The sequence below is a fragment of the Acinetobacter sp. ACZLY 512 genome (assembly GCF_023614015.1).
In the GTDB taxonomy this organism is placed as follows: Bacteria; Pseudomonadota; Gammaproteobacteria; order Pseudomonadales; family Moraxellaceae; genus Acinetobacter; species Acinetobacter soli.
Genome location: NZ_JAKIVI010000001.1, coordinates 272,431 through 295,728 on the forward strand (window position 1 = coordinate 272,431; position 23,298 = coordinate 295,728).

At 43.0% G+C, this 23,298-nt stretch carries 22 protein-coding genes; 5 read left to right on the top strand and 17 right to left on the bottom strand.

The window, feature by feature from the left end:
- Positions 1–23 precede the first annotated feature (23 nt).
- Positions 24–1,334 carry an ammonium transporter gene (locus L2096_RS01250; RefSeq protein ID WP_250364734.1) on the top strand — a complete coding sequence of 437 codons (1,311 nt, stop codon included), beginning with the start codon at positions 24–26 and terminating at the stop codon, positions 1,332–1,334.
- Between the two features lie 57 nt (positions 1,335–1,391).
- On the opposite strand, the gene L2096_RS01255 is transcribed toward L2096_RS01250, so the two are convergent.
- The 9 genes from L2096_RS01255 to L2096_RS01295 form a co-directional block, all read right to left on the bottom strand.
- Positions 1,392–1,784, bottom strand: coding sequence for a carboxymuconolactone decarboxylase family protein (locus L2096_RS01255; RefSeq protein WP_076032116.1), 393 nt, complete (start codon positions 1,782–1,784; stop codon positions 1,392–1,394).
- Positions 1,784–3,235, bottom strand: coding sequence for an NAD-dependent succinate-semialdehyde dehydrogenase (locus tag L2096_RS01260; RefSeq protein WP_250364735.1), 1,452 nt, complete (start codon positions 3,233–3,235; stop codon positions 1,784–1,786). The genes L2096_RS01255 and L2096_RS01260 overlap by 1 nt, the downstream gene beginning before the upstream one ends.
- A gap of 151 nt (positions 3,236–3,386) precedes the next feature.
- A complete protein-coding gene (locus L2096_RS01265) occupies positions 3,387–4,550 on the bottom strand; it encodes a TonB-dependent receptor (RefSeq protein WP_250364736.1) in 1,164 nt (387 codons plus the stop codon).
- A gap of 26 nt (positions 4,551–4,576) precedes the next feature.
- The gene (locus tag L2096_RS01270; RefSeq protein ID WP_025094937.1) at positions 4,577–5,980 is read right to left on the bottom strand and encodes a purine-cytosine permease family protein; all 1,404 of its coding nucleotides are present in this window, start codon (positions 5,978–5,980) and stop codon (positions 4,577–4,579) included.
- A gap of 366 nt (positions 5,981–6,346) precedes the next feature.
- Positions 6,347–7,813 (bottom strand): (Z)-2-((N-methylformamido)methylene)-5-hydroxybutyrolactone dehydrogenase, encoded by a 1,467-nt coding sequence (gene tgnC / locus L2096_RS01275; RefSeq protein ID WP_111811698.1) that lies wholly within the window; start codon positions 7,811–7,813, stop codon positions 6,347–6,349.
- Positions 7,788–8,870, bottom strand: coding sequence for a flavin-dependent trigonelline monooxygenase oxygenase component (gene tgnB / locus L2096_RS01280; protein ID WP_004939152.1), 1,083 nt, complete (start codon positions 8,868–8,870; stop codon positions 7,788–7,790). Before tgnB ends, tgnC begins: the two co-directional genes overlap by 26 nt.
- A gap of 2 nt (positions 8,871–8,872) precedes the next feature.
- Positions 8,873–9,805, bottom strand: a complete 933-nt coding sequence (gene tgnA, locus L2096_RS01285) for a flavin-dependent trigonelline monooxygenase reductase component (protein WP_250364737.1) — start codon at positions 9,803–9,805, stop codon at positions 8,873–8,875.
- 29 nt (positions 9,806–9,834) lie between these two features.
- A complete protein-coding gene (gene tgnD / locus L2096_RS01290; protein ID WP_004939158.1) occupies positions 9,835–10,626 on the bottom strand; it encodes a (E)-2-((N-methylformamido)methylene)succinate hydrolase in 792 nt (263 codons plus the stop codon).
- The gene (locus L2096_RS01295) at positions 10,595–11,197 is read right to left on the bottom strand and encodes an amino acid synthesis family protein (protein ID WP_004939161.1); all 603 of its coding nucleotides are present in this window, start codon (positions 11,195–11,197) and stop codon (positions 10,595–10,597) included. Before L2096_RS01295 ends, tgnD begins: the two co-directional genes overlap by 32 nt.
- A gap of 151 nt (positions 11,198–11,348) precedes the next feature.
- Here L2096_RS01295 and L2096_RS01300 point away from each other — a divergent pair, with 151 nt between their 5' ends.
- Complete coding sequence (locus tag L2096_RS01300) at positions 11,349–12,023, top strand: GntR family transcriptional regulator (RefSeq protein ID WP_228128002.1); 675 nt, start codon at positions 11,349–11,351, stop codon at positions 12,021–12,023.
- Between the two features lie 16 nt (positions 12,024–12,039).
- A complete protein-coding gene (locus L2096_RS01305) occupies positions 12,040–12,333 on the top strand; it encodes a DUF1330 domain-containing protein (protein WP_025094941.1) in 294 nt (97 codons plus the stop codon).
- 125 nt (positions 12,334–12,458) lie between these two features.
- Here L2096_RS01305 and L2096_RS01310 read toward each other — a convergent pair whose 3' ends face one another.
- The 7 genes from L2096_RS01310 to L2096_RS01340 all read right to left on the bottom strand — a co-directional run bounded on the left by L2096_RS01310 (position 12,459) and on the right by L2096_RS01340 (position 19,918).
- Positions 12,459–13,130 (bottom strand): sarcosine oxidase subunit gamma, encoded by a 672-nt coding sequence (locus L2096_RS01310; protein WP_250364738.1) that lies wholly within the window; start codon positions 13,128–13,130, stop codon positions 12,459–12,461.
- A 2-nt stretch (positions 13,131–13,132) separates the two neighbouring features.
- Positions 13,133–16,054: an FAD-dependent oxidoreductase gene (locus L2096_RS01315; RefSeq protein WP_250364739.1), complete on the bottom strand. Its 2,922-nt coding sequence runs from the start codon at positions 16,052–16,054 to the stop codon at positions 13,133–13,135.
- Positions 16,051–16,377, bottom strand: coding sequence for a sarcosine oxidase subunit delta (locus L2096_RS01320; RefSeq protein ID WP_004939172.1), 327 nt, complete (start codon positions 16,375–16,377; stop codon positions 16,051–16,053). Before L2096_RS01320 ends, L2096_RS01315 begins: the two co-directional genes overlap by 4 nt.
- Positions 16,378–16,389: 12 nt before the next feature.
- Positions 16,390–17,628, bottom strand: a complete 1,239-nt coding sequence (locus tag L2096_RS01325; protein ID WP_250364740.1) for an FAD-dependent oxidoreductase — start codon at positions 17,626–17,628, stop codon at positions 16,390–16,392.
- Positions 17,629–17,669: 41 nt separating this feature from the next.
- Positions 17,670–18,563, bottom strand: a complete 894-nt coding sequence (folD, locus tag L2096_RS01330; RefSeq protein ID WP_212515724.1) for a bifunctional methylenetetrahydrofolate dehydrogenase/methenyltetrahydrofolate cyclohydrolase FolD — start codon at positions 18,561–18,563, stop codon at positions 17,670–17,672.
- On the bottom strand, positions 18,560–19,426 hold the full coding sequence (gene purU / locus L2096_RS01335; RefSeq protein ID WP_004939180.1) for a formyltetrahydrofolate deformylase: 867 nt from the start codon (positions 19,424–19,426) through the stop codon (positions 18,560–18,562). The genes folD and purU overlap by 4 nt, the downstream gene beginning before the upstream one ends.
- Positions 19,427–19,684: 258 nt before the next feature.
- Positions 19,685–19,918, bottom strand: coding sequence for a hypothetical protein (locus L2096_RS01340; protein WP_004939183.1), 234 nt, complete (start codon positions 19,916–19,918; stop codon positions 19,685–19,687).
- 360 nt (positions 19,919–20,278) lie between these two features.
- Between L2096_RS01340 and L2096_RS01345 the strand changes: the two genes are divergently transcribed.
- Together L2096_RS01345 and L2096_RS01350 are read left to right on the top strand one after the other, a co-directional pair.
- A complete protein-coding gene (locus L2096_RS01345; protein WP_250364741.1) occupies positions 20,279–21,319 on the top strand; it encodes an NAD(P)H-dependent flavin oxidoreductase in 1,041 nt (346 codons plus the stop codon).
- A gap of 229 nt (positions 21,320–21,548) precedes the next feature.
- Positions 21,549–22,619 (top strand): iron-containing redox enzyme family protein, encoded by a 1,071-nt coding sequence (locus L2096_RS01350; protein WP_151796276.1) that lies wholly within the window; start codon positions 21,549–21,551, stop codon positions 22,617–22,619.
- Here L2096_RS01350 and L2096_RS01355 read toward each other — a convergent pair.
- Complete coding sequence (locus L2096_RS01355) at positions 22,603–23,163, bottom strand: TetR/AcrR family transcriptional regulator (protein ID WP_250364742.1); 561 nt, start codon at positions 23,161–23,163, stop codon at positions 22,603–22,605. The two genes, L2096_RS01350 and L2096_RS01355, sit on opposite strands and share 17 nt — an antisense overlap.
- Positions 23,164–23,298: the final 135 nt, after the last annotated feature.

Here is a 23,298-nt window from a genome sequence, read left to right on the forward strand (position 1 = left end):
TCTTTGCATTAGGAGTTTCTACCATGCCCTCCGATATACTCAAAAAATTAGGATTGTGTCTATTTATACTGATGCCTGCCGATGTATTTGCTGCCGATACACTTTTTGATGCTGCTTCCACTGTATGGCTCATGGTTTCAGCAATTTTAGTGCTCATTATGTTCATTCCTGGTCTGGCACTGTTTTATGGCGGAATGCTGAGAGCTAAAAACGTACTTTCAATTTTTTCCCAGTTTTTAGCAGTTGCAGGTGTAGTCGGCATTTTATGGATTGCCATTGTATATAGCATCGTGGCGGATACTACCCACATGAGTGAAGGTAGCCTTAATCTCAATAGTTTTGTTGGAGGTTTAGGTAAAGCATTTATGGCAGGAATTACCGATCAAACGCTGGTTGCAGGTGTGCCTGAATATGTTTTATGTATTTTTGGCTTGACCTTTGCCATGATCACACCATGTATTGCCATTGGTGGCTTTGCAGAGCGAATGAAATTTGGTGCTGTGGTATTGTTCGGTGCACTCTGGCTGGTTTTGGTGTATGGACCTTTGGCACATATGGTATGGGGCGGCCCCGGTGCAATTATGCATAACTGGGGTGTACTGGATTTTGCAGGTGGAACCGCTGTACACATCAATTCAGGTGTTGCTGCTCTGGTCGGTGCAATCGTTATTGGGAAACGTCTTGGCTGGCCAACAACCCCAATGCCTCCTCATAATCTGGTATTTACCATGATGGGCGCTGCTTTACTGTGGGCTGGCTGGTATGGCTTCAATGTTGGTTCAGCACTGGCAGCAAATACTACAGCGGGCCTAGTACTCATGACCACCACCATTGCAACCTGCGGTGGAATTGTGGGCTGGATGATGGTTGAAAAAATAATGACCAAACATGTGACTTCATTGGGTCTTGCATCTGGAGTCATCGCAGGTTTGGTTGGTATTACACCAGCAGCTGCTTATGTTGGCCCTTTTGGTGCAATTGCAGTCGGTTTGATAACCAGTATATGCTGTTTCTTTGCGGTGACGGGGCTCAAACGTAAATTTGGCTTTGATGACGCATTAGATGTATTTTCACTACATGGTATTGGAGGAATGGTAGGTTGTATTCTGACTGGAATATTTTGTATCCCTGCCCTTGGCGGCAATCAGGATGTAAATCTGTTTAAACAGTTCATCGCGCAAATTGCCAGTATTGGCCTAACAGTTGTGTACTGTGGCGTACTGACTTGGATCATTATGAAAGTCATCGATAAAACCATCGGTTTACGCGCCACATCCGAACAGGAACAACAAGGTCTCGATGTGAGTGAGCACAACGAGCGTGCTTATAATTAATCCATTGAGCAACAAAAAGAGAGCTTATGGCTCTCTTTTTTTAACTTAGACCTTAAATTATTTTGCAAGGTGTTCTGCTTCGTATTCTTTAATGGCTTCTTTGGCAATACGAAAGCTATCGACTGCTGCAGGTACGCCGCAATAAATTGCCACCTGTAGTAATACTTCACGAATTTTTTCTTTGGGCACACCATTACGCAGCGCACCTTTCACATGCAGTTTTAATTCATGAGGTCGATTCAATGCAGAAATCATGGCTAAATTGATGAGACTTCGTTCTGGTTTAGACAGCTCCTCACGTCCCCAGACTGCACCCCAGCAATACTCAGTGACCAACTCTTGTAGCGGTAGATTGAAGTCGTCTGCATGATTGATCGAGTTGTTGACGTATTCTTCACCCAACACCTGTTTGCGAATACTTAAGCCTTTTTCAAATCTGTCATTACTCATTATAACCCTCCAAACAGTGTGTATTTAATTTCAAGATAATCTTCGATGCCGTATTTTGAGCCTTCACGCCCCAAACCAGAATGCTTGATTCCTCCAAAAGGTGCAACTTCATTTGAAATCAGTCCTTTATTGATGCCCACCATACCGTATTCAAGCTGTTCGCTCATCCGCCATGCACGTCCTAAATCACGTGTATAGCAGTAGGCCGCCAGGCCAAACTCAGTATCATTGGCCATCTGGATCGCTTGCTGCTCGGTATCGAATTTGAAAATTACAGCTAAGGGACCAAAGGTTTCCTGCGTTGCAACCATCATTTCGGAATTGGCATCGGCAATCAGGGTCGGTTCGAAAAATAGCTCGCCTGTAGCGTCGACGTGTCCACCAGTAATTAGCTGACCATCTTTACTTAGTGCATCTTGAATGTGAGATTGTACTTTTTTTACTGCTTGCGCATTGATCAAAGGCCCAATTTCACTGCCTGCTTCTAGGCCATGTCCAATTTTTAAACTTTCGATTCTGATTTTAAATGCCTGAATGAATTTTTCATAAACACCAGATTGAACCAAGAAACGGTTTACACATACGCAGGTTTGTCCTGCATTTCTAAATTTTGCAATGAGTGCACCTTCAACGGCTGCTTCAATATCAGCATCATCAAAGACAATAAACGGTGCATTGCCGCCCAATTCGAGCGAGACTTTTTTCAGTGTTTTTGCAGATTTTTCCAGTAAGAGTTTACCAATCGGGGTTGAGCCGGTAAAAGTAAACTTACGTACATGATCACTGGCGAAAATGGCATCACCAATCTGAACAGCATCACCTGTAATCACACTGATCATTTCGGCAGGAATTCCTGCCTGTATTGCTAGATCAGCCAGTGCCAAGGCTGTAAATGGTGTTTCAGGTGCAGGTTTGACAATACATGGACAGCCTGCCGCCAATGCGGGGGCCACTTTTCGGGTAATCATGGCAGCCGGAAAATTCCATGGCGTTATTGCAGCCACCACCCCAATCGGCTGTTTGTTTACTACAATTCGTGCATCCGGATAAGGGCTTGGAATCACATCGCCATAGATCCTTTTAGCTTCTTCTGCAAACCATTCTATAAAGCTCGCCGCGTAGCTAATTTCGCCTTTTGCTTCATTAAGAGGTTTACCCTGCTCGGTCGTCAAAATTTCTGCAAGTACATCAAGATTGGCGATAATCAGCTCATACCATTTTTTGAGTAAAACTGATCTTTCCTTGGCGGTTTTTGTTTTCCACATATTCCATGAAGCATACGCTGCTTCAATTGCACGCTCGGTTTCAGCCCGTCCCATATTCGGAACATATCCAATCAATTCTTGGTTTGCAGGGTTGTAAATTGGCGTTTGCTGACCATTATCGGCATCACACCATTGCCCTGCGACAAGTGCTTTTTGTCGAAATAAAGGCTGTTTTTGAAGATCCATGTTTGCCAATCCCATTCAATCTTTTGAGGTCTAAAACGGCTATAAATGAGATTTATAGCCCACCACTGTAATGGATACCATATCTTACACATATGGTATACCATTTAAATTAAGAAAAAAATTTGAGCACTGCTGCTCTTAACCAAAAGGCTTAGAAATAATAAAACAGAGTCAAGTTGAGTAATCGGTTCGACTTGTTGGCATTATCTCCTTGTGCCAATGAGGTCGTATCACCGCCAATGAATGGATCATTTTTACTGATAATGTACTCAGCAACCAAAGACACCTTCTTATAGTCAAATGATGCACCTAAAAAGTGACGTGTTGAATTTTTATAACCGTCTGTATCCTTGATATAACTGGTATAGGTAGCATAAGGCGTAATATTGATACCCTTATAAACGTCTTTAAAGACGTAGCGAGCATCTGCGGTATAAAACTGGCCTTTATTGGCCACATAATATTCGCCATCATAAGATCCCATCACCGAATAATCAGGATGTAACGCATCTTTATTGATGACATCATTTTGGCCGCCAGTGAAGCTTAAGGCTAGATTTTTGTAATTCAGACCTGTAAACAACGCCCATGTCTTACGGTTTCCATCTAAACCAGAAGTCTTATTTTCAATATCGGAGTACCAGTAAGAACCACCCACATTCATGCTCATGTCAGGTGAGAGTTTAATATCCTGACTTACGCGCGCAATCCACATATTTTTTTCATTTAACGTCGATTGGGTTGGATCACTGGTTTTGACAAAATTTGCAGTATAACGTGCTGAATCACGGCTATCGCCCGTATAGTGCCCACCATCAGTTGCAAAGTAACCTAAATCAATTTTGGTCGAACCGATTTCATGATGATAATTTGCACCCAGATTATGTGCATCTTCCAATCCCATGGTGTTATTAATCCCACCGTAGAGTGAGCTTTCCCAAAAACGACCAATACCAAATGGAACAGGCTGTAATCCTAAGGTTAATGTTTGCTTATCAGTAAAACGATATCCTGCATAAGCATCAACCAATGTCGAGAAATCACACAAGGTACTATACTGATAACAACGGTATTCGGCATGACCAAACCATTGAGGCGAATCATAATCTAGCGCCAATTTAGCCGCATTAAACTGGAGTTTATGATCGTTATCCGATCCGTAGTTTTTATCCTGATAATTGGCGCGTACATAGCCCGAAATCGTCAGTGCACCCGTATCTGTTTTTGCATCGCCAAACGTGAAGCCTGCAAAGCATGGTAATGCCATTAAGATACTGATCAACCCCACACAACTACTCAAATATTGTCTTTTCATCACTTTTTCTCGCTTTTCATTTTGGCTTAGCATTTTTTGGTCGAGACAGTGTAATCACGTGCTGTTACTTTAGACTGGTTAAATACAAAGTAAACAACAGCGGTTACAATCATGCCTACAATCCATGAGATATCAACGTCTTGTATGACATTGGCCCAGCGCCCTGTGAAAAATGAATTGGTAAGAAATGGAATTTGAACCACAATTCCAACAAAATACGTCACCAGAGTTTTCATGTTGTACTTGCCATACTGACCACCATGTTCATCAAAAATTGAAGCAATGTCGTACTGCATTTTATTGATGTAATAGAAGTCCATCAGGTTAATCACCACCCAAGGCACTAAAATGAAAAGCAAGGCAAAAATAAAGTTAAGAAAGTAGCTGATAAAACTGCTTGATGCCCAAAGTGCCGTACTGGTTGCAAGAATGAGGACAAAAATCGAAAGAATGATTCGTGTCGATTTGGTTGGAATCCATTTACCTGCAAATGTTTGAATTGCGGTAATAAATGAAAGCGAAGCGCCATAAAGATTCATGGCATTGTGACCAATAATGTTGCATAAGAACAAAATCATGAGCACCACGCCAAACCCGCCTGTGGCAGTTTTCACCGCTTCCATAGCATCATTGATGGTAAATAAACTCACCGCAAGCATACCGAAACAAAATGCCACCACAGTACCAAGAGCTGCACCCAGATAGGTATAAATAAACGGCTTAAAAATCCCAATCTCTTTAGGCAAATAGCGCGAGTAATCCGAGGTATATGGCGAGAAACTGATTTGCCAGATCGCACACACACAGAACATTGCAAACCAGCCTTTCAAATTAAAAGAGCCTTTTGCCAATACGTCTGCTGTGACATGTGGAATCATGAGAGCAAAGCCAATCAGCAATGCGCCGCCCATAAACCATGTTCCGATTTTGTTAAATTTATGAATAAAATGATAGCCAATAATCCCGATCAGCGTTGCTGTAATTGCACCAATCACAGTTGCTGTTGGTACCGGAATAGCAGGAATCACGGTATGTAGCGTTTTTCCAGATAAAATAATGTTTGACGTAAAAAAACCCAGATAGATAAAGGTGGTAAAAATCACAACCAGTAAAGCACCATAGCGTCCAAACTGTGCCCGACTTTGAATCATTTGTGGAATACCCACCTGCGGCCCTTGTGCAGAGGTCAGTGCCAAAATGGAGGCACCAAAAAAATGACCGAGAATAATTGCGGTCAATGCACTCATGATATTGAGATGAAATGTTTGCACTGACATCGCACCCGTAATGACAGCTAAAGGTGCAATATTGGTACAAAACCAGAGCGTGAATAAATCTTTCACGTGACCATTACGTTGAGAAGCATCCACATAATCGATACTGTTGCTTTCTATTTCAAACGCTTTGTTTGATGTTGCATTTTGACTCATTTCCTTAGTCTCACTTTTAAGACAACTGACCCAGATGACAATTCCAATCATTCCTGAAAGGAATTTTTTATTCCTTTAATTCAAAGCAATTTTTAGACCATTTTATATACAGATTTTAAAAATTTCTTTGAATGAAAGTGTTCATCTTTACGCTTCCTTTCCAACAGCTAAAAATGGAGATTAAGTTCAATGGAGTTTTCATTGTTTTGTTTTTTAAATATTTTTATTTAAAATAAAACTTAGCCAAACCAATACCAATTTCAGGTTTAGCCTTAGAAAATCCATTTTCTAACATTAATCCCTTTCTTTAATTTACTTGAATAATCAAGTAAATTTACGACATCAAAATCATCCTAATTTGACTCACTACCTCATAACAAAAGGATCATCAATTGGCTGATCTGACATTCGAAGCCAGACAGTTTTTGTGGTGGTGTATTCAAGTGCAGCACTCAAACCACCTTCACGACCGTGGCCTGATAGTCCATAACCACCAAACGGTGCCAGTGGTGAAACAACCCGATAGGTATTGAGCCATACAATCCCCGCACGAATGGCACGGGTCATACGATGCGCCCGATTTAGATTGCTAGTGAACACACCAGACGCCAGCCCGTAAGGCGTACTGTTGGCTTTTTGAATCGCTTCTGCTTCTGTATTGAACGTATCGACCGATAGCACCGGACCGAACAGTTCGGTATGAATACTTTGTGCATCGGGTACGCCAGTACAATCCAGAATCGTCGGCGGATAGTAATACCCCGCTCCTGCGCACACTTGACCACCAGTAATCAGTTTTGCACCTTGTTCAATTGAACGCTGCACCACTTGCTGAATCTTTTCACGTTGCTTAAGCGTGCACAGTGGGCCGTATTCGGTTTGCATATCATCGGGTAAACCCATCTTGATACGTTGTATACGTTCGGATAAACGCTGCAAAAATTCATCTTTGATACTTGCTTCAATCAAAAGACGCGAACCCGCCACACAGCTTTGGCCTGTTGCAGCAAAAATTGCTGCAATCTGTGCATTCAAGGCGCTATTCATATCTGTATCTGCAAATACGATAAACGGAGATTTACCCCCGAGTTCCAGTGAAACCTTTGCCAGATTTTCTGCACTATTGCGGACAATGTGTTTGGCTGTTTCTGGGCCACCGGTAAATGCAATATGGGCCACTTTAGGATGTGCACTTAATACAGCACCACATTCTGGCCCAAAACCAGTAATTACATTCACCACACCAGCAGGAAAACCAGCCTCATCAATCAATTTAGCAAATTCGAGTAAGGGTGCCGGTGCCTCTTCAGAGGCTTTTAATATAACTGTACAACCTGCCGCAAGCGCTGGTCCGAGTTTAACCGCAGACAAAAACAATTGACTGTTCCACGGGACAATCGCAGCAACCACACCCACTGGCTCACGTACAAGCCATGCCTGCATATCGGGTTTATCGACAGGAATCAAACTGCCTTCGAGTTTATCTGCCAGCCCTGCATAATAGCGATAGTACTCTGCTACGTAAGCAATCTGGCTGGAGGTTTCACGAATAATCTTGCCGGTATCTGTGGTTTCTAAAGCAGCAAGTCGTGGCGCCGCCTGTTCGACCAGGTCGGCAAGTTTATAAAGTAACTTGCCGCGCTGGGTGGCCGTCAACCCCGCCCAACTGGCGTTATAAAATGCTTGTTCGGCTGCATCTACCGCACGATTGACTTCATCTGTTCGTGCTTCTGGCATTTTTGCCCAGATTTCACCTGTAGCCGGATTGATGCTGTCAAATTGCGCAGCACCATTCTCAAACTGACCGTTAATATACAGCTGAAATTTTTGCATGACGGCGATCCAGTTTTGATTCAGAAAATGCGGGCATAACTTCATTAATCATACGTTCGAGAGAGGCTTTTTTACGTTCAAAACTCATTCCGGTATCAATCCAGAATGAATACTCGTCGTATCCCATAGCTTCATACGCTTTTAAACGCTCAATCACTTCTTGTGCCTGACCAATGACATTATTTTTACGCATCGCTTCAGGTGTATAAAAAGGATGCGCTGCAATTTCTTCATCTGATAATGGTGCAATCAGACCTTGATTGATTTCACGTTCATTTTTAAACCATGCACCGAAATAGTTGTAGAACACGTTCATCTCATTAGCCGCAAGCTGCGCATCTTCTTCACTATCGGCCACATAAGTATGGCGTAGCAACATGATTTCAGGGCGTGCAATATCCTGAAACTTTTCACAGGCGCTATTGAAATGTCCCATTAACTTTTCGACTTCTTCGTCGCCCTGATGAAGCGGAGTTACCTGTACGTTACAGCCATTTTGTACAGCAAATTCATGACTATTTGGATCACGTGCTGCCACCCAAATTGGAGGATAAGGTTGCTGTAGTGGCTGAGGTGCCGATGTGGTTTTTGGAAACTGCCAAAACTCACCGTGATGTTCATAATCCCCTTTCCATAGGTTTTTAACGGCGGGAATCATTTCGCGTAAACGCTGACCAGCACTCCATGCATCCATACCGGGTACCATACGCTCGTATTCAAAAGAGTACGCACCACGGGCAATCCCGATATCCAGACGGCCATTGCAAATAATGTCGGTCATAGCCGCTTCGCCAGCCAATTTGATCGGATGCCAAAACGGTGCCACTACGGTACCAGTTCCCAAACGTACATTTTGGGTTTTGTTGGCTAAGTCGGCCAGATTCAAAAACGGATTCGGCGCAATGGTGAAATTCATGGCATGATGCTCACCCGTCCAGATTGCGTGCATACCACCACGGTCGGCAATCTGACACAACTCAATCATTTCATCATAAAGCTGTTTTTGTGTTTGCTGATCCGAGACACGTTCCATGTGTACAAATAGTGAAAAACGCATGGTTAAACTCCCTCTTTAACAATTTGACGAACTGTGCCACTGGTATGATTACCGTAATAAACACCATAGGTTTTCAGATAATTTTCTTTGCGATAACGCATCAGCATGCTTTGTAAAGCACTGTCGACAAACGTAAGTTTTTCAAGGTCATTTAAATCGACAAACTGACCTCTATGCGCAGTCGCTACAGGGGTATTACACAAGAATGCAATGTATTGCTGCTGAGTGGTGATATCGTCATACACAGAATAGATAAAGCTGGGTGATGCCTCTGGCTGATAGGTTGCAAAGATCTTTTCCAAGGCTTTTTCTGCACCGTCTTTTTCGACCATCAAATGCGGCAAGGCCCATTTATGATCGGCTGTCTGTTCGAGCAAGATTTTATTTTCGTGCCCAATCAATGCCATCATCATGACTTTCATGCTTGAAATGACATCTGTAGAGGATTTGGCTGGCGTGAAATAGGCACCGCGATAGTAGCCAAGACCTGCAAAACCCGCCGAAGCAAAATTTTCTACTTTACCAATGAGTATGGCATGGTCACCTGCATCGACCACCTGATAGGTGGTACAGTCGAACCAAGCACTGACGCCGTCAATTAATGGATTTTGATATTCACTTTTTGTCCAAGCTAAATGAGCAAATCGATCATCGCTTGGGCGGGCAAAGGTATTAGATATATCTTTTTGTTCTTCTGCCAAAATATTAATGGCAAAGTGTGATGCATCTGCAAAGTTATGATAATTGCTTGATGTCTTGGCAATGCTGACTAAAAGCAAAGCTGGGTCCAAAGACACCGAAGCAAAAGAGTTTGCGGTAAAACCAAGCGGCGTCCCGTCATCTTTACACGTGGTCACGACCGTCACGCCTGTCATAAATGATCCAAAGGCATCGCGTAGCTCACGTATTTTATTCACTGCATCCATTTCGCTCATTTCAATACTCCTTCAATCTCTGAAACAAATTAGGGGGCTGTTTCCAACCACGCTTGCATCGCTTGATTGACTTTCTCAGGTGCGGTGAGATTCACCATATGCCGTTCGTTTTCAATCACAATTGCAGTGCCATGCTTGGCCTGATTTGCCATTTGTATAGTCATTTCTGCGGTTGAGTTCGGATCATCTGTTCCAGTTAATACCAGTGCTGGACATTGGATATCCGCCCAGCCATCTGCATACACCAAGTCCCCTTGTGCAAAAGCACGATAGGCGGTGGTATATCCAGACATATTCACGTTTTCAAGCCACGATTTAACCCGTTCGGATGCGGTCTTTTCAATTTCGCTTTGGCCAAACCAGCGCTGCAAAGGTGTATCGATATCCAGATGACCTTGTTTGAGCGCTTCGGCTCGCTGAATCACAGCTTCTCGAGCCGCGTCGGTACGCTTATACACGCCATTGAGTACTGCCATGCGCTTTACTAGATCTGGTCGGGTCACACTTACACCTGTAGTGATGAGTGACCCCATCGAATGTCCCGCCAGATTGACAGGCCCCAGATTTAATGCACAAATACACTCAATGGCCCAGTCTACAAAATCTTGTAGCTGTGCATCTGCTGCAAGTGCAGTACTCTGACCATGCCCTGGCATATCCAGAGAAACAACATGATAATGCTTTGAAAAATAATCAATTTGTGGATACCATGCCTCGGCCTGCATTCCTACACCGTGAATGAGAACCAGCGGTTCTCCTTCACCTTGCTCAAAATAATGAGCGGTACGATTATTTGACAGCTGCAGGGTTTTTGAGATCATGGCCTAACTCTTCTAAATCTTTATAACGATCACCAATCCGGTGATGTGGGCGACCTGCTGTTGAGGCTGCAATCACCACCACCAGTTCATCTGCAGCGGGTGCATCGGCAATCGCGAATTGAACTGTCAAATAATGTGAACGGCGACCTTCATCATTTTTGTCCATCATCGGCACTAAAATCGGTGCATTTGCTGGGCCACGTGTATTGTTAAATGCCAAATAAGATTTCGCACCCACAGCGCTGCGGTAAGTATTACCAAAGTGCAAGGTATGAATGAGTGCAGAAGCATGTTCGAGCTCACCATCGAGCCCGACAACAGCAGATTTACCAAATGCCTCGACGGCTTCACCAGAACCAACTTCATCAATAATCATCTTGGTTAAATGCTTGCTCAACTCTGGCGCAATGCGACGGATTTCTGGTGCAAGATCTTCGACATATCCCTGTCCAGCCCATGGATTTTTAAGTACCGCAGCAGCAGCCACCATCTTTAATGGTGTTGGCGCTTCTTTGCCACCATCCACATAAATTGTTTCTACGTGCAGTACTGTTTTTCGGATTAGGCTCACGGATTTTCCTCCCTTGTTTTACATCAATATAAAACACAATATTATGGTATACAATAGTACAGACTACTCAAGTACCGTTTTTTTTGCTAATATTGATGCCTATAAATGTAACCAAAAATTACACAAATAAATTTTGAGTGAGTGTATGACTTTGAATCTAAAAATCGAGCATCCCCCTATTACGTTGAGGGAAATGGCACTAACTAATCTGCGTAATGCCATCATTACAGGCTATTTCCCAGCAGGAAAACGTCTGGTTGAGCGAGTATTATGTGAAGAATTAGGCGTGAGCCGCACGGTGGTACGTGAAGCGATTCGTTATTTGGAAGCAGAAGGATTGGTAGAAACCCTACCCAATAAAGGCCCGATTGTATCGGTATTAAACTGGCATGTTGCGCAGCAGATCTATGATATCCGTTTATTGCTCGAACAAAGTGCCGTAGTTGACTGTACTAAAAAGCTTGACGAGCAAGGTAGTCAGAAACTTCAAAGCCATCTACAAAAGCTACATGATGCATTTGAAGATGGAAAAATGCAGGATTTACTCAGTGTTTCTAGAGATCTGTATCGTTTTATTTTTGAAATTGCCAATCATGATATTGCTTGGGAAGTAGTTGAACGCCTCAACGGACGAATCAGCCGTTTACGTGCCATGACCATTAATTCACCCCATCGTGCGGTATCGGGTTATGAACGTATTTGTACGATTGTCGAGGCAATTTTAATGAAAGATGCCGATGCAGCCAAAGCAGCCGTTGCTGCACATTTGCATGAGGCATCGACAATCGCCAAGCAAATTCTTGAAAAACAAACACAGGAACAATAAATCAAAGGGATTAAATATGAGTGCTTACTGGATCGCACATGTCACCATTCATGATATGCAGCAATATCAGGAATATATGAAACTTGCGCCGGCTGCCTTTGAAAAATACGGTGCAAAATTCTTAGCGCGTGGTGGTGAATCTGTTTGTTTAGAAGGACAGGCTTATCAGCGTCATGTCATTATTGAGTTTTCAGATCTGGCGACTGCACAGCAATGTTATGACTCAGAAGAATATAAACAGGCGCGTTTAGCGCGTGAAGGATGTGCAGATGTGATGATTAGCTTCGTAGAAGGCTTGCCAACAAGCTAAGACAAAACCCAAATACTCCTTAAAAAAAGGACAAATACATTGGGCAGATATTTGTCCCAAAACGAGTCGATCGCGTTCATCATTTTAATGGGGAAGTGATGAACGCTTGCAATGATCTTCCTGCATTACAATAACACATTGATTCCAGAGATTCTTCCATCAAATTCCTGTATCGCATCTTGCAAAACACCCCACAAGTAGAGTGCTGCCGCACGATCACACAGAATATTAAACTTATGCGTATTTGGATCACTAACATTTACCACTATTGCATTGATTCGTGCGACGGATGTCTGTGCAATCTGCCCCACCTGAAATACATCAAGTCGCATATCCACAGCACATAACTTTGCCATGACCTCGGCTACGGGCGCGCCAGATAACTGAATCCATGCATGGCTATCTTGGCGTGGGAGTAAATAATTGGCACACTCATCCATTTGCCAACCTTGCTCCAACTGGCTCACGCGCTCACCAAAATCCTGAAGCGACCCAAGTACACAATATTCAGTCAAGGATAAACGTAGCACCCAGCATCCATCTTCTTGCTGTATGGCCTGATTCGGTTGCTGTGGTAATTGAAATCCATAACTGCTCAAGTAGGCAGCGGCATCTTGTCCTCTAAACCCTACACGGGATAGATTGGTTAAATCTACAATACTGCACTGGGCTATCGTTTTTTCATCGGAAAAAGATTGATCCTGAAGAAAGCGTTTTCCCAAACCAAAGCTTTGATATGCAATTTGAGATCCAGCTTTTTCAATAGGACTACGTTCTGCCTGATAAAGTGACTGCATGGTTAAATCTCCTGACGCTGATTTTCTGGATCATAAAATGGCGCTTTCACCACAGTGGCATGCACCATTGCGCCCTTCTCAACACGAATTGGAAATTGCTGTCCAACTTCACTTTGCCCAATTCCGACATAAGCCATTCCAATAATTTTATCGAGCGTAGGTGAATATTCACATGAGGTGATATTTCCAGAAATATTCTCACCCTCAAGCACAATATGTCCTTCTAAGGGTTTTTCCTGCGATTTATCGAGTACAAATGACACCAATTTACGTTTTAAGGGTTGTTGCTCAAGGATTGCAATTGAACGCTTGCCCACAAACCAAGGCTTGTTTCTGGCAACGGCCCATCCTAGATCAACCTCCTGAGGATGAGTCATGCCATCGGTATCCTGACTAATGATGATATGACCTTTTTCCAGACGTAACAGACGCTGGCTTTCTACGCCAAATGGCTTGATATCAAATGCCTGACCAGCCTGCATGAGGTGATTCCACATAAACTCGCCATAGCGTGCCGGAAAGTGAATTTCATAGCCTAACTCGCCTACAAAGCCAACTCGCAAGATACGTACAGGAATGCCCTGTATATGTCCTTCCCTTACACCTAAATATGGAAACGCCGTATTTGACAAATCAACATCGTGACACACTTTTTGCATCACCGCACGTGACTGTGGGCCTGCGATATTCACCGCGGCTAACGCGGTGGTCACATTGGTAATGTCTAGATTCAAACGCCACTGTGCATTCCATTTCAGCATTTGTTGATAGATACGATCGACACCACTTGTAGTGGCGGTCACATAAAAGTGATGCTCACTCAAGCGCGCTGCAACACCGTCATCAATCACTACACCGTGCTCATTCGACATCACGGCATAGCGGGTTTTCCCCACTGGCAACTTTGTAAAGCCAAAGGTATAAAGCCGATTGATGAATTCAGCGCTATCTGGCCCACGAATTTCAAGCCCGCCGAGCGTAGAAACGTCAATCATGCCCACTTGATTGCGTACATGCTTCACTTCATTTTCAATATGTTGTAATCGGTGTGCCGCATCACCATAAAAGGCTGGTCGTTGCCAATTTCCTGCCGGCATCATGGTGGCGTTTGCTTCAAGGTGTTGCGCATGCATCGGAGTTTGGCGATACGGATCAAAACTACGCCCTGCGACATGTGCCAGTTTTTCCACAGTAAATGGAGGTCGGGCTGTGGTCACCCCTGTTTCACTTACACTGCGCTGAGTCGACTTAGCGACCAAACGAGCTGTGGGCAGTGCTGAATGACGACCTTGCGATGGCCCCATGCCAACCGTTGAAAAGCGCTTCACCAACTGGATATCGCGGTAACCACTTTTGGTGGCATTGACGATATCTCGAATTTGTAAATCTTCATCAAAATCGACAAACTCTTTGCCTTTAGGATGGGCAAAAATCGGCCAAGGAAAATTGACTGGATTGTTTTTTAATACAGTATTTGAAGGCCATTGAATATTAAGCGGCTGTCCTAAAGCATACTGTGCAGCCAGTGTGCCCGTATATTTTGCATGCTCCACCACCTGCTCAATGGCATGTATACCCTCGACTGAGCCTGTGACATGTAAACCTTGAGGCAAGCCTGAAAGATGAAACTCGGCTTTTTGATCGTTATAACTCAGCTTTCCACCTGCTTGGCAGAGCAGTTGGTACACGGGCATGTATCCAGAAGACATACACAGTACGTCGCAATCCAGTTTTTTTATCTCTTGAGCGACTTGACCTTCAGATACAATTTTTCGAATATCAACACCATGAACGCGATGCATGGTTTTGTCATGTAAAGCTTCAAATACGGTACTGCCCAGATAACAGGCCACATTTTTGGCTTTGACCGCACCATAGGCGGCTTTATTACGTGGAACTTCACGCAAGTCGACCACCGCAACCACGTCTATACCTGCTTCAAGCATGTCCAGTGCTGCCAAATAACCATCATCATGACCAGTTAAAATGACAACTTTTTGTCCAGGTTTAATTGCGTATAATTTAATAAGACGTTGTACTGCGCTGGTCAGAATCACCCCTGGTAAATCATTATTTCTAAAGATTACAGGTTGATCAAAGCTACCGCTAGCCACAATGCATTGCTTGGCGCGCACCTTATACATGCGCTTACCCTGAATCACAGGCAAATAATGGTCGGTAAACCATGCATTACATACTGCCTGCGTCATGACTTGAATGTTGGCATGTGCAGTGACGGCGTTTACCAGTTGCTCACGTAGCTGATCGGCCACCACTCCTTCAACATCAAAGCGTGCATAATTCAGGCTGCCACCCAACAATTTCTCTTGCTCGACCAAAAGTACCTTGGCGCCTTGCTCTGCAGCAGACAATGCCGCCTGCAAACCTGCTGGCCCACCACCGACCACGACTACATCGTGAAACAGATAGGCTTTGTCGTAGTATTCTGGTTCAAAGTTTAAATCCAGAACACCCAAACCTGCTTTTTTACGAATGAATGGTTCCCAGAGTTTCCACACACCCTTAGGTTTGTAAAACGCACGGTAGTAAAAGCCAACAGGCATAAATTTAGAAAACTTACCTAAAAATGCATCAGAATCCTTCAATAAAGAACCTGAAAAGTTTTGCCCAGCGGCACGTAATAGCGGTTGAATGTCTGTGGTATCTGCCAAAACATTCGCTTCTTCTGGAAGCTGAATCAAGGTATTGGCATCTTGTCCAGCCATGGTCAATGGTGCACGTGGACGATGATATTTAAAAGAGCGCGACATAACCCAGCGCTGATTGGCAATTAAGGCGCTGGCAATGCTATCCCCTGCAAAGCCTTGATATTTTTGATGATCAAATTCAAACGCTACGACTTGGGTACGATCGATCATACGACCGTACGGATGCGGAAGCCGTTGTAAAGCAAGATTACTCATGTCAAAGACTCCTTCATAGGTGTAGCAGATGCGCTGGTTTTGACTGCAGAAAATTCAACACGTCGATCAAAGATTTCTTTAGGATCAAAAGTTCTTAAAATTTCATCGGTCACGGTATGTCTTTGTGCAATGAACCAGTAACTGCTCGGGGTATGCATCCACCACTCCAAAACCACGCCTGCAATATTGTCAGTATTGAATACATAATCTGCCCACTCCAGATCACTACACGTATTCTGATCCGGCATTTCTTTAAACTCACCACCGTAGGTAAATTCGCTGATATTTCGTGGCCCATTTAAAGGACAATGCATAATTTTCATTTCATATTCTCCTTAATGGCTCGCCGCAGTCGCGCCCATTTCATTGACTTGTTGAAAACGACTAAAACGCGACAGCTCAAATGGCTTGATCAGGTCGGGGGTACGCCCTGTTGCGACCAGCTCTGCCATGGTTTTGCCGCAAATAGGCGTCGATTTAAAGCCCCAAGTGCCCCAACCTGCATCCAGATAGTAATTGTCATACGGCGATTTCCCCATGATCGGACTATAGTCTGGGGTCATATCCGTGATTCCCGCCCATTGACGCATGAGCTTGACATTGGCCATAAACGGAAACATTTCAATCGCATGGGCAAGCAGGCTTTCTTTTAAATCTAGGGTGGAGCGCGTGTTGTACAACGGATACGGGTCTGATCCCCCACCAAATACAATTTCTCCCCGACTGGTTTGCTGCACATAACAATGCAGCGCGGAAGAACTTACCAGCGGATTGATAAATGGCTTAAAAGGTTGTGAAACCATGGCCTGTAAAGGATAGGTATGAATCGGCGCGCGGATCTTGAGCTTATTCATTAAGATTGAAGACGCACCCGCAATGGCCTGAACCACACAGCCACATTGCACCATACCGCGATTGGTTTTAACTGCCGTGACCTGATTGCCTTGCACCACAAAATCTTGCACTTCAGTGAGCTGATGAATTTCCACACCACGCTTTGCAGCTTCTTTAGCATATCCCCACGCGACAGCATCATGACGCGCTGTCGCACCATCGATATGCCATAACCCAGCCAATACAGGTAAATGTGCGGGATCTAGATTGAGACATGGCACCAGCTCCTTAATTTGCTTTCGATCAATCATTTCAGTGCGCCCACCAAAATGCTTGTTGACTTCTGCACGCTGACGAAATGCTCGAACTGTCGAATCTGTATGCGCCAAGGTCAATTGACCACGCTCGGAGTACATAATGTTAAAATCAAATTCATTTGATAGATTTTTAAACATCCGAACCGACTCGGCATAAAACTTCACACCGTCTGAAGTCAAATAATTGGAACGAATCACTGCCGTATTACGTGCCGTATTACCGCCGCCCAAATATGATTTTTCCAGTACCGCAACATTACTGATGCCGTGATATCTCGATAAATAGTAGGCTATCGCCAAACCATGTCCACCTCCACCCATAATCACAACGTCATAATGAGACTTAAGTTCCTTAGGGGGTGGCAAATCCACTTCCACAGGATACTCATCACTTAATCCATACTTCAGCAGACTCAAAGGCATGGTGTATTTCTCCGCGGCGTGTCATAACGCCTTTTCATCATTTATATTTGTGGATGCTGCAAACGTACTGCCTGCAAGGTGTTTTTCATCAAATACGCAATGGTCATTGGGCCTACACCACCAGGCACAGGGGTAATCGCACTGACCATCGGCAAGGCATCTTCAAAATCGACGTCCCCAACCAAGCGTGTTTTTTCATGTGTCATAATTCGATTAATGCCCACATCAATCACCACGGCATCGGCTTTTAGATACGATGCATTAACCATATTGGCTTTGCCCACAGCCGCCACTACAATGTCGGCCTGCTGACAGACCTGCTCAATGTTGCGGGTTTTGGAATGAACAACCGTGACCGTACAGCTTTCGCGGAGCAATAATGCCGCCATCGGTTTGCCTACAATGTTGGAGCGCCCAATTACAACTGCATGTAAACCACTTAAATCATCACCTAAGCTGTCTTTAAGTAAACGAATACAGCCCGTCGGTGTACATGGTGTTAAAACATCACGTCCTTGACTTAAGCCCCCCACATTTTCACTATGAAAACCATCCACATCTTTTTGTGGGTGAATGCGTTCAAGCACGCGAGTTTCATTGATTTGTTTAGGTAAAGGTAACTGCACTAAAATGCCATGTATGCTGCCATCTGCATTTAGCCGATCAATTTGTGTAAGCAGTTCATCTTCACTCAGGTCAGCATCAAAGCGAAATTCCAATGAACGAATCCCAACATATGCCGCTTTTTGAACTTTATTACGTACATACACCTGACTTGCTGGATCTTCTCCAACCAGCACAACAGCTAGACATGGCTCAACACCCTGAGCCGTATAACGCTCAACGTCTGACTTGACTTCATCAAGTACGCTTTGCGCAATGGCTTTACCATCAATGATTTTGGGACTGTGCTGTTTTAATAAGACAAGACTCATTTGAACACCACCGTACGGTCATCATTCATAAAAACGCGATGCTCGACAAAATATTTCACTGCTTTAGAAAGTGCGACGGTTTCAGTATCGCGTCCAACAGAGACCAAATCATTTGGCATATACGCATGGTCAACACGTTGTACTTCCTGCTCAATAATCGGACCTTCATCTAAATCACTGGTGACAAAATGTGCAGTTGCGCCGATCAGCTTGACGCCTCGTTCAAAGGCCTGATGGTACGGCCGAGCACCCTTAAAACCCGGTAAGAATGAATGATGAATATTAATTGCACGTCCAGATAATTGAGTACATAAGCTATTGGATAAGATCTGCATGTAGCGCGCTAAAATGACCAATTCAGTTTTGGTTTCATCGACAATTTTTAATAGTTCTTGTTCTTGCTGCTGTTTAGTTTCTTTGGTCACTGGCAAATAAATGAAGCGAATCCCTTCACGCTCGGCGATGGCACGTAAGTCCAGATGATTGGAAACAATGGCAGTAATGTGAAAATCCAGCTCACCTTTATGATGTCGATATAACAAATTCAACAAGCAGTGATCAAACTTACTCACCATGATCAACACTTTCATCGGATTTTTCTTTTCGTAAAAATCTGCCTTCATTGCAAATTTCATTGTGACATCTGCAAACTTTTCTTTGAGTAATGCCAAATCTCCTTGCCCTTCGTTAAAACGAAATACAATACGGCTAAAAAAACGTCCTGTAATTTCATCGTCATATTGTGCCATCTCGCTAATGTAGCAATTATTTCCAGCTAAACAATTCGACACAGCAGCCACAATACCCGAGGCAGCAGGACAAGAGATTTTTAGAACATACTGATCGACAAGATCGTTGGCCATGATGTTTCCCCAATTAACAGATTCGAGACACTTAACGATGTAATCAATGCAATCGGCAAACATCGGTAAGTTTACTATCAGGAAATTAAGTTTCCTTTTGGTAATTTATATAAGAAAATAAATCTCTCGTCTAGTGAATTTGAAAAATTTTTTATTGTGGGGAATATTTTTTATATATGATTATCAATTACTTATAAATATACAGACGTGCAAAAACATGGATAATCCCGATTTGGACTATCCACATAAAGCGTGGAATTAGCACAACACTTCGACGGTATGAAATTGTTTGAGTTGCAACAATGAATCGAATGGATTGGCAGACTGGCATAATTGATTTAACTGATCATGAAATTGATGCACAAATACGTGATTACAATTGATAATCCAGCCTTTCACACATGATGTTTCAGTATTTTCCATATACAGTTCACAGGTCGTTTGACCAATCAAACGTATATTCTTGATTTTGAATCCACTGTCGATTTTCATGTCTTCATCTCCTGCAAAGTTGTCAGTTATTTTTTTAGAGCAAAGAACATGCCATGAATGAATTATTTAAATTTTCAATATTTTAGAGTTTTAAAAGTTTTATTATTCTTAATAAGAATTTTTTATGCATCATTTGAGTACAAAATAATGTAGTTTATGTCATGTTTTGATGCATAACATAACCTGCATCATTTTAAACCTGTCATCATGATCTTTCTCATTTTATTGAATAGTATTTCAAGTGCTGAAACTGCTTTATCTTTCACAAAAATTTATTTAACGTAGAATAATAATTCATCTCATAAATATGCTGCATAAATCATTGCAAGCTTTTGAACCATCGCATAAGGATAAAAAAGGATGTCATTATTATCGTTGCTCAAGATTAAACATCCCATCTTACTTGCACCGATGGCGGGAGTTTCGACCCCCGAACTTGCAGCAGAGGTTTCAAATGCAGGTGGTTTAGGCGCTTTAGGCTTAGGTGCCAGCACCCTAAATGATGCAAAAAAGCAAATCGAACATACACAGACACTGACCGATCAACCTTTTCAACTTAACTTTTTTTGCCATACGCCAGAAGTACTTAATGCTGAGCATGCCCGTGCATGGATTGATTTTTTAAGCCCGGAATTTTCTCGTTTTAATGCCACGCCGCCATCCACCTTAAACCGTATCTATCCTAGTTTTTTAGAAAATGACGACTTTTTAGAATTGGTCTTGGCTACTGCGCCCCAAGCAGTGAGCTTTCATTTTGGCCTTCCCCATGCCTATCAAATTCAGGCCTTAAAAGCGGCGGGTATTGTCACACTGGTTAGTGCAACCAATCTGGCAGAAGCAAAAGCCATTGAGGCTGCGGGGATCGACATCATCATTGCGCAAGGGATTGAAGCAGGTGGACATCGGGGTATTTTTAATCCCACTATTGATGCAGCCATTAATACAGCCGATCTGGTTCAACTGATTCACCAGCATTGTCAATGTCCAGTCATCGCCGCAGGTGGGATCATGACGGGTCAGCAAGCGAAATACATGATGCGACTGGGCGCGGCTGCGGTACAACTTGGTACGGCATTTGTTCAATGTAAAACTTCAAACGCCAATGCGGCATACCGACAAGCACTTCGACAGCAACCACTCACGCAAATTACTGCCAGTATTTCAGGACGCCCTGCTCGCGGTATTATCAATCGCTGGCATACTGAATGTGATCATCCTCAGCGTCCAAATGTACCGGCTTATCCATATACGTATGATCTGGCCAAACAATTGCATCAACTGGCGGCTACACACGGACATCATGAATACGGTGCATTTTGGGCTGGCAGTCATGTTGCGCAAATCCGTGAGTTAGAAGCCACCGATCTGATCAATCAAATTTTACTAGAAATGTGCAGTTAATTTTTTTAGAGCCTATATTAAAATAGTATCTATAAGTTTATTTATTTCAATTGCTTATTTTTAACAAAAATCATCTTTCTTTATATTTAGCGTCAGTTTTTTAAGTTTATTTTTTAAGATTTTGGCTGTTTTTAATAGCCATATTTGAATTGAATTCCTGTATATTCTGTTGCGGTTTAGGGCACGCTCACGTGTCAAACCGTTTAATAAATAATGTATTGGTAGAATTATGGAAAAGCTTTTAACACCAGCAGAATCTTCAGCCGCGTTGTCCATCACGGATGTTGCTTGTTTATTGAAATATCCAGTGCATATTAGTCTTCAGCATATGATTCAATGCACCGAAATGAATCAATTTCTCCAATCAGATCCCGATTTTGAACAAGATTTTCTAAAGTTAGTTGAATCTACGCTTGAAAGAGCCTTTGTTGCGAAAGATGATCAAGCCGCCTACGAAATTCACTCATCACTTTACCAATTGTATAATCTGCAAATCTCAGACCCGCTTTCTTCAGAAGCACTGAATCAGCATCAGCCATTTTTTTATGCACTACGCAACACCATTGAAGAATACTGGTTAAATCATTTAAATCTGGATTCGATTTATCAGCTAGACCATTCAGCTGGTGATATTTCAGACACAATTATGCAGCTATGCGAGAGCAAGAATTTATCGGCTCATCCCTTGTTTGATTTTCTGGCTCATGAGGCAACCGATCGTCAGCTGTATGCTTTTTTCCATAGTGACTATGAGCTGAATATCCGCTTCTTCGATTTGCTCATTTTGACGCTTTTAAATTCGCCTGCAACTGCACGCATGGAAATGATCAAAAATCTTTGGGACGAATCTGGTAAAGGCGACCGCAAAGAAACGCACGTCAACATGTTTAATGACTTGATGGAGCATTTCAATCTGGATAATAAAGCGTCATTTCCTGCGCATGATTCTTGGCAAAAAATGGCAGGCTATAACCTGTTTATGCTGGCATCCTTAAACAGAAAGCATTATTACCTTTTACTCGGCATTATGGCTGCGACCGAAATTATCGATCCACAGTCTTACCTTAAAGTTCAAGTCGCATGCCAGCGTCATGGCTTAACTGAATGGTTATATCGTTACTACTCTGAACATTCTGAGATCGACATCGAACATTCTCAAGGCTGGCTCAATTACGTCATCGCGCCGATCTTAAAAGAGCGTGATGTCAGCCGCGATATTTTACTTGGTGTGGTCTATCGCTTGAAAACCTGTCAGGAATACTACGACAGCCTACTCAAGTATGTTAAGTCTGTTGGATAAGGCGTTTTGCTGCGTTCCAAGCATCTAGGGCCGCATGCCGATTGCCAATAATCTGGGCCGAAAGTGTAGCGCCATCGAGCAACATCATCATGATCGGTGCTACATTTTTTGCCTGAGTATCATCCATGAGTTCACTTAAAATCTGTTCGATCTTGTGAATTAACTGCTCTTTTTGCTGTGTAGCAACTCTATTGATTTCATTTGTTTTACTAGGAAACTCATTAATTGCTTTAGCAAATAAACAGCCCGTAAAGTTCTTTGCGGTAAACCATTCATTGTGCCAATCAAATACCAGCTCAAGCTTTTGAATGGGTGGAAGTTCATTCGGAATCACCTGACTCAGTGATTCCCGGCAAGCACGGTCACGTTCTTTAAGCACTTCTAAAATGAGATTTTCTTTGGAGAAAAAATACTTATATAACGTATTTTTTGAGATATCGGCATCTCTAATGATCCAATCCACCCCAACTGCATGGTATCCAAACGAGCTAAAGAGATCCGTCGCGACCTGCATGATCCGTGATCGTTTTAAGTTTCTTTGCATCTTTAATCCGTTAACAGAATTCTTAAGGAGCGTTATATCGATTTTTATGAATATTAGCACACTACACTGAAATGAGTGGATCAAATTTATTCAAACTGTTCATTTTTAACTGCTTTTATACAATCTTTTCTCATG

Excerpts from the sequence above, each read along its gene's own strand:
- L2096_RS01250 (WP_250364734.1), top strand. The coding sequence starts at position 24 with ATGCCCTCCGATATACTCAAAAAATTAGGATTGTGTCTATTTATACTG.
- L2096_RS01255 (WP_076032116.1), bottom strand. The coding sequence starts at position 1,784 with ATGAGTAATGACAGATTTGAAAAAGGCTTAAGTATTCGCAAACAGGTG.
- L2096_RS01260 (WP_250364735.1), bottom strand. The coding sequence starts at position 3,235 with ATGGATCTTCAAAAACAGCCTTTATTTCGACAAAAAGCACTTGTCGCA.
- L2096_RS01265 (WP_250364736.1), bottom strand. The coding sequence starts at position 4,550 with ATGAAAAGACAATATTTGAGTAGTTGTGTGGGGTTGATCAGTATCTTA.
- L2096_RS01270 (WP_025094937.1), bottom strand. The coding sequence starts at position 5,980 with ATGAGTCAAAATGCAACATCAAACAAAGCGTTTGAAATAGAAAGCAAC.
- tgnC (WP_111811698.1), bottom strand. The coding sequence starts at position 7,813 with ATGCAAAAATTTCAGCTGTATATTAACGGTCAGTTTGAGAATGGTGCT.
- tgnB (WP_004939152.1), bottom strand. The coding sequence starts at position 8,870 with ATGCGTTTTTCACTATTTGTACACATGGAACGTGTCTCGGATCAGCAA.
- tgnA (WP_250364737.1), bottom strand. The coding sequence starts at position 9,805 with ATGAGCGAAATGGATGCAGTGAATAAAATACGTGAGCTACGCGATGCC.
- tgnD (WP_004939158.1), bottom strand. The coding sequence starts at position 10,626 with ATGATCTCAAAAACCCTGCAGCTGTCAAATAATCGTACCGCTCATTAT.
- L2096_RS01305 (WP_025094941.1), top strand. The coding sequence starts at position 12,040 with ATGAGTGCTTACTGGATCGCACATGTCACCATTCATGATATGCAGCAA.
- L2096_RS01310 (WP_250364738.1), bottom strand. The coding sequence starts at position 13,130 with ATGCAGTCACTTTATCAGGCAGAACGTAGTCCTATTGAAAAAGCTGGA.
- L2096_RS01315 (WP_250364739.1), bottom strand. The coding sequence starts at position 16,054 with ATGAGTAATCTTGCTTTACAACGGCTTCCGCATCCGTACGGTCGTATG.
- L2096_RS01320 (WP_004939172.1), bottom strand. The coding sequence starts at position 16,377 with ATGAAAATTATGCATTGTCCTTTAAATGGGCCACGAAATATCAGCGAA.
- L2096_RS01325 (WP_250364740.1), bottom strand. The coding sequence starts at position 17,628 with ATGCCTTTGAGTCTGCTGAAGTATGGATTAAGTGATGAGTATCCTGTG.
- folD (WP_212515724.1), bottom strand. The coding sequence starts at position 18,563 with ATGAGTCTTGTCTTATTAAAACAGCACAGTCCCAAAATCATTGATGGT.
- purU (WP_004939180.1), bottom strand. The coding sequence starts at position 19,426 with ATGGCCAACGATCTTGTCGATCAGTATGTTCTAAAAATCTCTTGTCCT.
- L2096_RS01340 (WP_004939183.1), bottom strand. The coding sequence starts at position 19,918 with ATGAAAATCGACAGTGGATTCAAAATCAAGAATATACGTTTGATTGGT.
- L2096_RS01345 (WP_250364741.1), top strand. The coding sequence starts at position 20,279 with ATGTCATTATTATCGTTGCTCAAGATTAAACATCCCATCTTACTTGCA.
- L2096_RS01350 (WP_151796276.1), top strand. The coding sequence starts at position 21,549 with ATGGAAAAGCTTTTAACACCAGCAGAATCTTCAGCCGCGTTGTCCATC.
- L2096_RS01355 (WP_250364742.1), bottom strand. The coding sequence starts at position 23,163 with ATGCAAAGAAACTTAAAACGATCACGGATCATGCAGGTCGCGACGGAT.